Below are 12,757 nucleotides of genomic sequence, written 5' to 3'. Positions count from 1 at the left end.
CCACTCCCGATCAGCAGGCTCACCCCCGAGGGGGCGGCCGGCGCTGCCGGGTCCACTTACGAGTCCGACCAGCCATAGGAAGAGCTGGTCTTCAAAGACTCCTTAGAAAGGAGGTGATCCAGCCGCACCTTCCGGTACGGCTACCTTGTTACGACTTCGTCCCAATCGCCAGCCCCACCTTCACTCATTCCCTCCCCGAAGGGTTAGGCCACAAGTTTCGGGTGTTGCCGACTTTCATGACGTGACGGGCGGTGTGTACAAGGCCCGGGAACGTATTCACCGCGGCGTTGCTGATCCGCGATTACTAGCGACTCCACCTTCATGGGGTCGAGTTGCAGACCCCAATCCGAACTGAGACCGGCTTTTAGGGATTCGCTCCACCTTGCGGTCTCGCACGCCCATTGTACCGGCCATTGTAGCATGTTTGCAGCCCAAGACATAAGGGGCATGATGACTTGACGTCGTCCCCACCTTCCTCCGAGTTGACCCCGGCAGTCTCCTATGAGTCCCCACCATGACGTGCTGGCAACATAGAATAGGGGTTGCGCTCGTTGCGGGACTTAACCCAACATCTCACGACACGAGCTGACGACAGCCATGCACCACCTGTCACCCACCAACTAAATGACCCTGTATCTCTACAGGTCCACGGGCGATGTCAAACCTTGGTAAGGTTCTTCGCGTTGCGTCGAATTAAGCAACATGCTCCGCCGCTTGTGCGGGCCCCCGTCAATTCCTTTGAGTTTTAGCCTTGCGGCCGTACTCCCCAGGCGGGGCGCTTAATGCGTTAGCTGCGGCGCGGAAACCGTGGAAAGTCCCCACACCTAGCGCCCAACGTTTACGGCATGGACTACCAGGGTATCTAATCCTGTTCGCTCCCCATGCTTTCGCTCCTCAGCGTCAGGTAAGGCCCAGAGACCCGCCTTCGCCACCGGTGTTCCTCCTGATATCTGCGCATTTCACCGCTACACCAGGAATTCCAGTCTCCCCTACCTACCTCTAGCATGCCCGTATCCACTGCAGAACCGGAGTTAAGCCCCGGTCTTTCACAGCAGACGTGACACGCCGCCTACGAGCTCTTTACGCCCAATAATTCCGGACAACGCTCGGACCCTACGTATTACCGCGGCTGCTGGCACGTAGTTAGCCGGTCCTTATTCCCCACCTACCGTCAACCCCCAGAGAACTGGGAGCCTGCGTTGGTGGTAAAAGAGGTTTACAACCCGAAGGCCGTCATCCCCCACGCGGCGTCGCTGCGTCAGGCTTTCGCCCATTGCGCAATATTCCCCACTGCTGCCTCCCGCAGGAGTCTGGGCCGTGTCTCAGTCCCAGTGTGGCCGGTCGCCCTCTCAGGCCGGCTACCCGTAATCGCCTTGGTAGGCCGTTACCCCACCAACAAGCTGATAGGCCGCGAGCCCATCCCCGACCGAAAAACTTTCCACACACCGCCATGAGGCGGTGTGTCGTATCCGGTATTAGACGGCGTTTCCACCGCTTATCCCGGAGTCGGGGGCAGGTTGCTCACGTGTTACTCACCCGTTCGCCGCTCGTGTACCCCGAAGGGCCTTACCGCTCGACTTGCATGTGTTAAGCACGCCGCCAGCGTTCGTCCTGAGCCAGGATCAAACTCTCCATAAAGGTCATACCATCCGTCCCGGCGACCGTGAGGTCGGCCTGGGGCGGATAAACCTAGAAGTAATCCTGACCAACCAGGTTGCCCTGGTTAATCAAAGGAACCCTTCACACCGAACCACTGTTCGGGTGACGGGGCCAAAACAAACATGGCTTAAAGAAAATCAAACACGCGCTGTTGAGTTCTCAAGAAACAACCGCTCTTCCCGTACAAGCGCCAGCCGTTCCGGCCGTCTGCTCTTCCGTGGAAGGCGTCTGCGTTTCCGCTTTGTTGTGTCTTTACTTTATCAGGTGTTCCGCGCCCCGCCAAATCGGCGGTTTGTGGTGGTTCTGATCGGGGTAAAGCCCGTTTGCTTCGTCTGCTTTTGTCCGAATGGACTGGGCTTTTGAAGCGACTCCCTGAGTTTACATGGTCCGAACAGTGCTCGAACCGCGTGATCCAGAGAAGAGATTGTGCCGCCGAACCCGGCCCGGTTCCGAGCCGACCCTGAGGCCCGCTCGCCGTCCCGTGGCGACTCGGAGAACACTACCCCCCGCCACGGCACGCGGCAAACCGAACGACCTGTGTCGCCACTCACAGCCCGACCGCGGGATCCGTTGCGCACCCGGGGGCCGGGGCACGCTCTTCTCGCGCGCGCACGCGCGCGAGAGAACGGCGGGGGCCGCCCTCCTCCTCCGTGCCGGCGCCCCCGGTTCCGCCGGACCCCGCGCGTGGTCCGTCCACTCACCCGGCTGACGAACCGCACCCCCGAACGCACTCACCGAAATGACAAGAAACGGACCCAACCGCTTCCGGAAGGCGATTCGCTCCGCAGCGGAACACACGAATTGCCTCCCGCCTCCAACCTCGGCAATTCCCGTGTTGTCCCACGTCACAGCCCTGTCGGGACAAGGCAAGATCATTCCGGGGAATCGTGAGAAACGGCGGATAATTTTCCCCCGGACTCTTGAAATCCCCTCGACACCGATACATGATGTGCAGCGTCAGGGAAACTGGTCCGGAGCCGCCCCGCCCGGGGGCGCACGGCCAGGCCGCGTGCCGGATGTTCGGGGGGACGGCAGGCGCAGCGCGGCCGTTCACCCGGAAGGACACGCATGGACACCGCATCCCCCGACGTGGCCGACGCGTCCGCGAGGACCCCCGAGAGCCACACCAGCTGGAAGCGCTTCGCCCTCTTCTCCGTCCCGGCCGGCGTCGCCGTGGGCGGGATCCTCGTCGCCATGGCCCAGGGCGCGCTCGCGGCCTCGTTCACGGTCTCGGGCCAGGAATTCAAGATCTCGGCCGACGAACTGCGCGGTGAGGGCTTCGTCCAGTACGGCTGGCTGGACCAGACCGTGCGCGAGGAGGCCGTCCCCGTCGCCGTCGCCGGTATCGAGAGCGCCGAGATCGACGGGCTGTGCCAGTCGGTCCTCACCGAGTTCCCCCTCATCGGGACGATCTCCCTCGAACTCACCGCCGGGGACCAGGGCACGCCCGTCCAGGCGGAGAACCTGGTCATCGACATGTCCCAGATGGACGGCAACGCCGAGTTCGAGAACATCGAGATCGGGCGCGACGCGGGCACCCTCGACAAGGGACCGTCCGGTGCACAGGGCTTCAACGACCTGTTCGGCATGCAGTCCGACGTGATCGTCGTGCAGGACCTGGAACAGACGGCGAGGGCCGCCAGCGCCGGGACCTTCCGCCTCTCCGGCCTGAGCCTCGGCCTCAGCCTCGGGGAGAGCGAGTGCTTCTGAGGTCGTTGCGCGGGCTGGGGTCCTCCTGGCGCGGCTGGCGCAAGCGGCGCCCCTTCGCCGGCGGGCTCCTCATGATCCTCTCCGGCGCCGTCATGGCGTCTCTCGTCGCGATGCCGGTGGAGCTGATGATCCAGACCGGTGTCGGCGGGGTCTCCTCGCTGATGTTCGGCGGGATGCTCGCCGTCCTCGGCCTGGTCACATGGTTCACCCCCAACCAGCACGTCGTCACGGGTGCGCTGGCCGGGTTCCTCGGGCTGGGCGCCCTGATCCTGTCCAACCTGGGGGGTCTGGTGGTCGGCACACTGCTCGCGCTGGCCGGCGGCGGTCTGGCGTTCGCCTGGCGGCCCGTGGCGCGGCCTCCCCGCAGGGGGCGCCGCCGCGGGCGGCACTCGCCGACAGCGGCGACCGTTCCGGCAGGGGAGCCTCCCGCCCGGGAACCCGCCCCCGGCGGCGCCCCGGCTCCTCCCCGCCCCGCCCCCGACCAGTGATCCCCGTGGCGGCCTGAACGGTCCCCGTACCCCCGGGGAGCCCGCACGGGCTCCCCGGTCCACCAGGAAAGCCATGTCTACCGAGTCGGCGCGTACCCCCAGTTCCCGCCGGTCGGAGCCCCCGCGCGCCCGCCGGCCGTCACACACGAGGAGTACCCATGTCGGTTCCGCGACCGAGACCCCGTCCCTTCCCCGCCCGCTCCCGCACGGCCGTCGCCGTCGCGGCGGCGGGGGTCCTGGCCCTGTCCTGGAGCGGCGGCGCCCTCGCCGCCCAGCAGGCCTCCACCACCGTCGACCCCGCGGGGGCCGCCTTCGAGGCGGTCCTGGACGGCACCGCGACCTTCACGGCGGGCACCGTCGTGGTGACCTGCCAGGTGTCGTCCACCTCTCCCGGCGGTGGCAACAACCTGGTCCCGGCCGCCCCGGGCAACCACAACCCGAACGGAGCCGTCTCCGGCCCCATCAACTCCCCGGACTTCGGCAGCTGCTCCACCAACGTGCCCCTGGTGAGCGCCACCGTGGCCGTCGCCGATCCCGTCTGGGAGATGACCATGCAGTTCGGGGCCCCCTCGGTCGGCACGATGGTGGTGCCCGCGGGCGGCATCGTCGTGACCACCAGGGGTCTCGCCTCCTGCACCGCCACCGTCAGCCCGGACGCCCCGGTCCCCGTGGGCGGCACGTGGACGAACGGGAACCCGGCGTCGACGCTGGCGTTCGACACGACGGCCCCGGTCGAGGTGGAGGGCGGCTTCGGCTGCCCGACCAGCGCGACGACGTCCGACTTCACCGCCACCTACCTGGTGACGAACGCCGACGACCCCGCCGCGCCGATCACCGTGTCCGGCTGAGCCGGGTGGCCGCCGGGCCGCCCGACCGGGCGCCTGGGCGGTAGGCCGACATGTCGGCCGGGGGCCGTCGCGCCGTGCGCGGCGGCCCCTCCGCCTGCACTCCCTCCCGCGGGCCCGTCCGCGACGCCCGCGTCGCCGGACCAGCGGGAGGGCGGGGCCGCTCCACCGGACGGGCGGCACGATTCGTACCCCGGTGACAAGGAACCGGGAGCGGGGACTCACCCGGGTGCGCAGAAACACGGGGGGTTCGTCGCCTACGGTCGCAGTACTTCCGGGGAGTCACGCGGCGAAGGCTCCCCGGTGAGGCGCGGAACGCTTCGCCCGTCCCCGTCGCCCTCCCGGAGACACCATGGCGCCCAACGCCGTACCGCCCGCCCCTTCACGACTGCGTCGAACCCTCAGGACGGCGCGTGTCCTGGTCCGCGCCGGTGTGCTCAGCGCCGGCCGCCCCGATCGGATCGTCCGCCAGCTCCGGGCCCTGCGCACGTGGGGCGCCACGATCGCCGGCGGGTACGCGGCGGCGAACGAGCGCGCCCCGGGCGCCGTGGCCGTCATCGACGAGCGCGGGCCGACGACCTTCGGTGAGATGGATCTGCGCGCCCGGCAGCTGGCCCGGGAGCTGCACGGGGCGGGTGTGGTCCAGGGGACGCGCGTGGGACTGCTGTGCCGCAACCACAGTGCCTTCGTGCAGACGATGGCGGCCTGCGGCCGTCTCGGCGCGGACACCGTCCTGCTGAACACGGGGCTGTCCGCCGGCCAGCTGTCGGCGGCCGTGGCGGACAACGAGGTCGCGGTGCTCGTGGCGGACACCGAGTTCGAGCCCCTGTACGCCGGGCTCCCTGCCGAGGTGGCACGGGTGACGGCGTGGGGCGAGCCGTCGGGGCCGGGGCCGGTGGTGCCGTGGGAGGCGCGGGAGGGCACAGGCACGGAGCCGGGACCGCCGGAGCGGCCGGGCAGGCTGATCGTACTGACCTCCGGGACGACGGGCGCCCCCAAGGGGGCGCGGCGGCCCACGCCGAAGGGCCCGCAGGACGCGGCGTCGGTGCTGTCCCGCATCCCGCTGCGCTCGTCGGACCGCATCCTGGTCTCGGCGCCGGTCTTCCACACGTGGGGCCTGGCCGGGGTGCAGCTGGGCATGTCGATGCGGGCCACTCTGGTGATGCGGCGGCTGTTCGAGCCCGAGGACGTGCTGCGGACGGTCCAGGAGCAGCGGTGCACGGTGCTGTTCGCGGTACCGGTGATGCTGCGGCGGATCATGGACCTGCCGCGGGAGACGCGTGCCGGGTACGACACCTCCTCGCTGCGGATCGTGGCGTGCAGCGGTTCCGCGATGAGCCCGAAGCTGATCACCGCCTTCATGGACGAGTTCGGGGACGTGCTCTACAACCTGTACGGGTCGACGGAGGTGTCCTGGGCGACGATCGCGACACCGGAGGACATGCGGCTCTCGCCGACGACGGCGGGGCGGCCGCCCCTGGGGACGCGGATCGCGGTCCTGGACGCGCAGGGCTCCGAGGTCCCCGACGGGACGGAGGGGTCGATCCACGTCGGCAACGACATGCTGTTCGACGGGTACACGAACGGGCGGAGCAAGAAGCTCGCGAACGGCCTGATGGAGACCGGCGACCGGGGGCACGTGGACGCGAACGGGCTGCTGCACGTGGCGGGACGGGACGACGACATGATCGTCTCCGGCGGGGAGAACGTGTTCCCGCGGCCGGTGGAGGAGGCGATCGTGACGCTCCCCGGGGTGCGCGAGGTCGTGGTGACGGGTGTGCCGGACGAGGAGTTCGGGCAGAGGTTCGCGGCGTTCGTGGTCCCGTACGAGGGCGTCGAGGTGGACCCGAACAAGGTGCGGATGCATGTGCGGTCCGTGTTGGGCCGGTTCTCGGTCCCCCGTGACGTGGTGGTGCTGGACGAGCTGCCGCGCAACGCCACCGGCAAGGTGGTCAAGCGCAGACTGCCCCACCGGGCGCCGCGCCGGTAGGGGGTCCGGTGTGTGGAAGGGAGGTTCCGTGCCGCGGTCCCGCGTGCCGAGGGGGCCGTGCCCCGGCGGTCCGGGGTGCTCCGTCCCGGGCTTCCTCGCGTGCGAGGCAATCGCGGGCTTTGACATCGGGTAGGAGGTAACTACGATGTTGCCGATGCCTGACCGTTCCCCCGCCCCCGCGGGCGACTTCCCTCTTCCTCCCGTCGACGAGCAGATGTGCTTCGCGCTGTACGCGGCTTCTCGCGCGGTCACCAACCTCTACCGGCCCCTGCTGGAGCCGTTGGGGCTGACCTACCCCCAGTACCTCGTGATGATGCTGCTGTGGGAGCGCGGTGAGTGCTCCGTCAAGGAGATCGGCGCCGTGCTCCAGCTGGACTACGGCACGCTCACCCCGCTGCTCAAGCGGCTGGAGGCCAGGGGGCTGCTCGACCGCGTGCGGGACCCGCGCGACGAGCGCTCGGTCCGCGTCATCCTCACCGGGGAGGGCGCGGAACTGCGGACCGGGGCCGAGGGGATCCCGGAGGCGATCGGCGCCGTCATCGACCTTCCCGAGGAGGAGTTCGAGGCGACGAGGCTCGCGCTGCGGCGGCTGACCTCGAACGTGCTCGCGGGCGAGGCCCGGCTGCCCGCGCGGGACTGAGCGGGCGAAGGACCGGGTTCCGGGGCGATGAGCTCCGGCCACCGCATCCGCCGTCGGGGGACGACAGGCGGCGGCGGTGGCCGGTGAGCACGGGCACCACGGGGGTCGTGCCCGTGCTCCGGGTGTGGGCGGACCGTTCCGCGGTCCGCCCACACCCGTGTCCGGCCCCCTTCCGGAGCACTGTGCCCGTGACCCGCGCGGACGTCCCGCGGACCCGGGGCGGTCCGTCCGCGTGCCGCCCCGCGCGTTGTTTCCGGCCGGGCTCCAGGGACGGGAAGCCCGACGGGAAAGGGGATCCGGGGGCCCTCGCAGGGTTCTGCGGGCTACTGTGGGGGCATGTCGATCTGGGCGTCGGACAACCGCAGCGGGCAGATACGCGAGGCGCTGACCATGCTGCTGTCCCAGGGGGTCATCGACGACTTCCGCATCAGACCGGAGGACGAGTTCCCGTTCCGGGTGACCGTCCCCGCCGGCGTGGTGCCGATGACCGAGCACCAGGCGGCGCACTTCGCCCTGGGCGCGGCGGTGGGGCACTTCGGGCGGCTCGCCCGGGGCGAGGACGCCCGGGGGTAGCGGGCGGTCGGGGTCGGCGCGGGTTTGGCCCCAACACTTGACCTCAACATTAGTTGAGGCATGAGTGTGGGGCGCGGGCAGCCGACCGGCGCCCGACCGCACCGCGCAGGGGGAGACACCATGAACCGACCGATCCTGGTCACCGGGGCCACAGGGGCCACCGGACGCCACGTCGTCGCGGGGCTGATCGCGGAGGGCGTCCCGGTCAGGGCACTGGTGCGCGCCCCCGGGACGGCCCGCCTCCCGGAGGAGGTCGAGGTCGTCCGCGGCGACATCACCGACCCGGAGGCCGTCGCCTCGGCCGCCGAGGGGACGGCCGGCGCCTACCTGCTCTGGCCCGGGTTCGACGGGGACGGTGTGGAGGAGACCGTGGCCGCCCTCGCCCGACACGCACGACGGATCGTCCACCTCTCCGCCTCGCACGTCCGCGACGACCGCCCGGCGGAGGAGAACGGCGTCTGGGGGCGGGTCGAGGCCGCGGTCCGGGCGGCCACCGACGAGTGGACCTTCCTGCGCGTGACCGGCCTCGCCACCAACACCCTGTTGTGGGCCGACCAGGTGTCCGGCGGCGTCGTCCGCGCGCCCTACGGGGACGCCTCCCGCTCCCTCGTCCACGAGAAGGACGTGGCGGCCGCCGCCGTGCGCGCCCTGCTCGACGACGGGCACACGGGCAGGAGCTACGACATCACCGGCCCCGAGACCCTCACCCAGTCCGACCAGGTCAGGATCATCGGCGAGGAGACGGGCGTCCCCGTGCGCTGGGAGGAGCAGCCCCTGGAGGAGGCCCGGGAGGAAGTGGCGCGGGCCATGGACGACCCGGGCTACGCGGACGCGGCCCTCGCCCACTGGGCCGGGCTGGCCGTCGTCCCCGAGCCGGTCGGCGACGGGGTGCGGGAGGCGACCGGCCTCCCTCCGCGGACCTACCGCGAGTGGGTGCGCGACCACCTCGCGGACTTCACCTCCGCCCCCTGACCGGCGGGGCCGGGTCGGGACGGACGGTGCGCGGGACCGGTCAGCAGGAGCCCCGGTCCTCCCAGACCCCCCACTCCTCGCCCATGGTCGGCGGGACCCCCTGGATCCACCAGCGCGCCTCGTACACGCGCCCCCGGTAGTTGACCTGGTCCCCGGTGTCGTAGACGATGTCGCCGTCCCAGGCGGCGACCGCGCAGGAGGCGGCGCCGGAGTTTCCCCAGCCGTCGTCCCCCCGGTCCCCGCCGTCACCGCCGTCCCCCCGGCCGCCGTCCCCCCGGCCGCCTTCACCGCGACCGCCGCCGTCGTCGGAGGGGGAGCCCTCGCCGGGTTCCCCGACCCCGTCCTCCTCGGTCTCCTCGTCCTCGGGCTCCGGCCCGAGGGAGACCGTGAGGGTGACGACGCCCTCCTCGGGGAGGATGGTGCCGGGTTCGGGCGTCTGGCCCGCGACCTCGCCCTCCGGCGCCGTGCCGTGGTGCGCCTCGGCGACCTCGAACACCAGCCCCAGCCCGGTGAGGGCCTCGCCCGCCTCCTCCCGACCCATGCCGAGCAGCGTCGGGACGATGACCCCCTCGCTGACGTGGACGGTCACCGCCTCGGCCCGGTCGCCCTCCTCACCCGTCGCCGGGACCGTCGACAGGACCGTCCCGGGCGCCTCCTCGGCGGAGTGCTCCTGGAACACCTCGATGTGGGTGAACCCGGCCGTGCGCAGGGCGTCGCGCGCCGCGTTCTCGGTACCGCCGACCACGTCGGGGACCTCGGCGAACTGCGGACCCGCGGAGAGCCAGAGCATGACCTCGTCGCCCCGCTCCAGCTCGGCGCCCGCCTCCGGGGTGGTGTCGGCGACGGACCCGACCGCCTCGGTGTCGCTGTAGGTCTCGTCGAACGCGACGACCAGCTCCAGGTCGAGCTCCGCCAACCGCGCCTCGGCCGCCTCCGGGTCGCTGCCCAGGACGTCGGGGAGGGCGGCGCCGCCCGCGGGGACGAGGGCCCACCCGGCCGCGAACAGCGCGAGGACCAGCACCCCCGCGGCGACGAGCACCGGTGGGCGGCGCCACCGCGGAACGGCGCCGCTCCGGCCGTCCCCGGCCGCGCCCGCCGCGCTCTCGACCGGGAGGTCCGCGACGACCGGGATCGGTCGGGTGTCGCCCTCGCGGTCGCGGTCGGTGCGGGGGAGCGACCGCATCACCTGCTCGACCAGGGTCAGGTACTGGCCCGCGTCGCGCGGCCGGTAGCGCGGGTTCGGGTCGGTCGCGTTGGCGACCAGCATGTCCAGGTCGGGCGGGAGGTCGGGGAGCGCGGCCGAGGGCCGGAGGGGCCGTCCCTCGTCCGCGACGGCGGAGTCTCCGGTCATCAGCCTGTGGAGCAGCACACCGACGTCGCGCACGTCGGTGCGGCTGTCGGGCCCGGCGTCCTCGGCGGCGTCGAACAGCAGCGGGAAACCGGTGACCCGCGCCCGTCCGCCGTCGTCCATCACGACCTTGTCGGGGGCGATCTCACCGTGCACGACGCCCAACCGGTGGGCTGTGTCGAGGGCGGCCAGCACGTCGGCGACGATCGACAGGGCCATGTGCGGCGAGTACCGCAGCGTCTCGCCGTCCCCCAGTACCTCGGCGAGGGTCTCCCCCCGCAGGTATTCGGCGACCGCGTACACGTACGCCTCGTCGCGCCCGTGGGCCAGGACCCGCGCCAGACCGGGGTGGGCGACCGCCTCCAGGGTCTGCGCCCGCCCCAGGAAGGCGTGCACCGCCCCGTGGTTCCCCATCAGCCACGGGTGGAGGACGGTGACCGCGACGGCCCGCTCCTCACGGAGGTCCTGCGCTGCGTAGACGGTCCCCGAGGCGCCGCTGCGGACACGGGTGCCCAGGACGTAGCGCCCGTGCAGTGTGCGGCCGGAGAGGGGGTCGGGAGTGGGGGTCTCCATGGGACGGATTCTACGGCTACGCACCATCACGTTTCGTCCCCGTCCGGGCCGGATGCGGACAGTTCCTGTGGATAGGGTCGAGTCGCAGTCCCCGGTACCCAAACGTTGCGAGGCCCCCGTGAACCTGCCCCCTCCCGGAAGCGCGGACGACCGCGCCGCCGGCGTCCTCCTCGGCGCGGCCTGCGGCGACGCCCTGGGGGTGCCCTACGAATTCGGCCCGGCCCTGGCGGCGGACCACGTCCCCCGGATGGTGGGCGGCGGGCTCGGGCCGTACGCGCCGGGGGAGTACTCCGACGACACCCAGATGGCGGTGTGCATCGCCCTCACCCTGCGCGACCACGCGGACCCCCTGTCGGACGAGGCGCTGTGCCGTACCGCGGACGCCTTCCTGGACTGGGCGCGCGACGGCGCCTCCGACATCGGGAACCAGACCAGCGCGGTGATGCGGGGGTCGGGTCACGCCTTCGGGACGCCCCGGGTGGCCGAGGTGATGGCGCGGTTCTCGGCCCAGCGCTTCGAGGAGGGGGTCCGCAGTGCCGGGAACGGGTCCCTGATGCGCACGGGCCCGCTCGCCCTGGCCTACCTGGACGACCCGGACGGTCTGGCGGTCGCCGCCGACAGGTACAGCAGGCTCACCCACGGGGACCCGCTGGCCTCCGAGGCGTGTGTGCTGTGGTGCGAGGGCGTGCGGCACGCGGTCGTCCACGGCGACACGGCCGGGGTCCGCGGCGGCCTGGAGCTGCTGTCGCGGGACCGGCGCGGCCGGTGGTCCGCCTGGCTGGACGAGGCCGAGGAGCACCCGCCGCACTTCTTCGGGAACAACGGTTTCGTGGTGAGCGCGCTCCAGGCGGCCTGGTCGGCGGTGGTGGGCGAGCCCGACGGGTTCGTGCCCGCGGTGCGGGCCGCGGTCCGGGCGGGCAACGACACCGACACCGTGGCGGCGATCGCCGGGGCCCTGCTCGGCGCCCGCTGGGGCGCCTCGGCGATTCCGGCGGAGTACCTGGAGGCGGTCCACGGCTGGCCCGGGTACCGGGCCGAGGGGCTCGCGGAACTGGCGCTGGGCGCCGTCTCCGGGCCGGACGGCTCCCGGGGGCGCCGTCGCGGCGGTCCTCCGGCCTGACCCCTCCCGCCCGCGCCGGTCCGCCGGCCCGGGGGGCCGACGCGCGCCACCAGGGGCGAATCCAGGATCTCGGTCCGGACTGCCGGTCCGGGCGGGGGCCGACGGGCTCGCTAACCTGTCCCTGTCCTCCATCCGACGACCTGAGGTGTGTCATGTCCGCCGAACTGCACTGGGTGCCCGCCGACGAGCGCCCCGACCTGCTGGCCGCTCCCGTCCTCGACGCCGTCCGGGGGGCCGGTGAGGTCCGCGTGGCGGAGATCGACCCGGGTCTCGCCGACACCGCGGAGTTCTGCGAGGCGTACGGGATGCCCCTGGGGACCAGCGCGAACTGCGTGGTCGTCGCCGCCAAGCGCGGTGGCGAGCTGTCCTACGCGGCGTGCATGGTGCCCGCCGACCGGCGCGCCGACGTCAACGGGGTCGTGCGCCGCCACCTGGGCGCCCGCAAGACGTCGTTCGCCCCCATGGACGAGGCGACCGGGCTGACCGGCATGGAGTACGGCGGGATCACCCCGCTCGGCCTGCCCGAGGGGTGGCCGGTCCTGGTGGACGAGGCCGTCGCGGCCGCGGCCGAGGTGGTCGTCGGCAGCGGCCTGCGCCGCTCCAAGCTCCTGGTGCCGGGCAAGGTGCTCGCCGGGCTCCGGGGCGCGGAGGTGCTCGCCCTCACGAGGTGACCGACGACGCCGTAGGTCGACACAGCGACACGGCAACACGGCGATACGGCGGCCTGCCGGCTCGCGGGCGGTGCGGACCGGCCGCGCCCCGGCCGGGCGTTCCGCTCGAAATGTCGACATGGCGACGAGTCGTTTCGGCGTCCGGCGCCCGGGTTCCGTACCGGGCCG

Annotated in this window: 10 protein-coding genes and 1 rRNA gene; 9 read left to right on the top strand and 2 right to left on the bottom strand. The window is 71.7% G+C overall.

Annotated features, from left to right (window positions below; all coding sequences use genetic code 11):
• Window positions 1-106: 106 nt before the first annotated feature.
• Window positions 107-1,638 (bottom strand): 16S ribosomal RNA (locus tag OUQ99_RS00280).
• Window positions 1,639-2,727: 1,089 nt separating this feature from the next.
• On the opposite strand from OUQ99_RS00280, the gene OUQ99_RS00275 reads away from it, so the two are divergent.
• The 7 genes from OUQ99_RS00275 to OUQ99_RS00245 all read left to right on the top strand — a co-directional run bounded on the left by OUQ99_RS00275 (window position 2,728) and on the right by OUQ99_RS00245 (window position 8,877).
• Window positions 2,728-3,369 (top strand): DUF6230 family protein, encoded by a 642-nt coding sequence (locus OUQ99_RS00275; protein ID WP_267947403.1) that lies wholly within the window; start codon window positions 2,728-2,730, stop codon window positions 3,367-3,369.
• Window positions 3,370-3,440: 71 nt separating this feature from the next.
• Window positions 3,441-3,857, top strand: a complete 417-nt coding sequence (locus OUQ99_RS00270) for a DUF6114 domain-containing protein (RefSeq protein WP_431061537.1) — start codon at window positions 3,441-3,443, stop codon at window positions 3,855-3,857.
• Window positions 3,858-4,015: 158 nt separating this feature from the next.
• Window positions 4,016-4,705 (top strand): hypothetical protein, encoded by a 690-nt coding sequence (locus OUQ99_RS00265; RefSeq protein ID WP_267947402.1) that lies wholly within the window; start codon window positions 4,016-4,018, stop codon window positions 4,703-4,705.
• 349 nt (window positions 4,706-5,054) lie between these two features.
• Window positions 5,055-6,692, top strand: coding sequence for an AMP-binding protein (locus tag OUQ99_RS00260; RefSeq protein ID WP_267947401.1), 1,638 nt, complete (start codon window positions 5,055-5,057; stop codon window positions 6,690-6,692).
• 154 nt (window positions 6,693-6,846) lie between these two features.
• Complete coding sequence (locus OUQ99_RS00255) at window positions 6,847-7,332, top strand: MarR family winged helix-turn-helix transcriptional regulator (protein WP_267947400.1); 486 nt, start codon at window positions 6,847-6,849, stop codon at window positions 7,330-7,332.
• A gap of 336 nt (window positions 7,333-7,668) precedes the next feature.
• Entirely contained in the window at window positions 7,669-7,905 is a 237-nt protein-coding gene (locus tag OUQ99_RS00250) for a hypothetical protein (protein ID WP_267947399.1), read from the top strand.
• A 120-nt stretch (window positions 7,906-8,025) separates the two neighbouring features.
• Window positions 8,026-8,877 (top strand): SDR family oxidoreductase, encoded by an 852-nt coding sequence (locus OUQ99_RS00245; protein ID WP_267947398.1) that lies wholly within the window; start codon window positions 8,026-8,028, stop codon window positions 8,875-8,877.
• 40 nt (window positions 8,878-8,917) lie between these two features.
• Here OUQ99_RS00245 and OUQ99_RS00240 read toward each other — a convergent pair whose 3' ends face one another.
• On the bottom strand, window positions 8,918-10,798 hold the full coding sequence (locus OUQ99_RS00240) for a PASTA domain-containing protein (RefSeq protein ID WP_267947397.1): 1,881 nt from the start codon (window positions 10,796-10,798) through the stop codon (window positions 8,918-8,920).
• A 118-nt stretch (window positions 10,799-10,916) separates the two neighbouring features.
• Here OUQ99_RS00240 and OUQ99_RS00235 point away from each other — a divergent pair, with 118 nt between their 5' ends.
• Window positions 10,917-11,918, top strand: a complete 1,002-nt coding sequence (locus OUQ99_RS00235; RefSeq protein WP_267947396.1) for an ADP-ribosylglycohydrolase family protein — start codon at window positions 10,917-10,919, stop codon at window positions 11,916-11,918.
• Window positions 11,919-12,070: 152 nt separating this feature from the next.
• A complete protein-coding gene (locus tag OUQ99_RS00230) occupies window positions 12,071-12,589 on the top strand; it encodes a YbaK/EbsC family protein (protein WP_267947395.1) in 519 nt (172 codons plus the stop codon).
• The last annotated feature ends 168 nt before the right edge of the window (window positions 12,590-12,757 follow it).

The sequence above is a fragment of the Streptomonospora nanhaiensis genome (assembly GCF_026642255.1).
Taxonomy (GTDB): domain Bacteria; phylum Actinomycetota; class Actinomycetes; order Streptosporangiales; family Streptosporangiaceae; genus Nocardiopsis; species Nocardiopsis tropica.
Note: the sequence above shows the minus strand (reverse complement) of the source record. Positions and strands in the feature narration are given on the sequence as shown.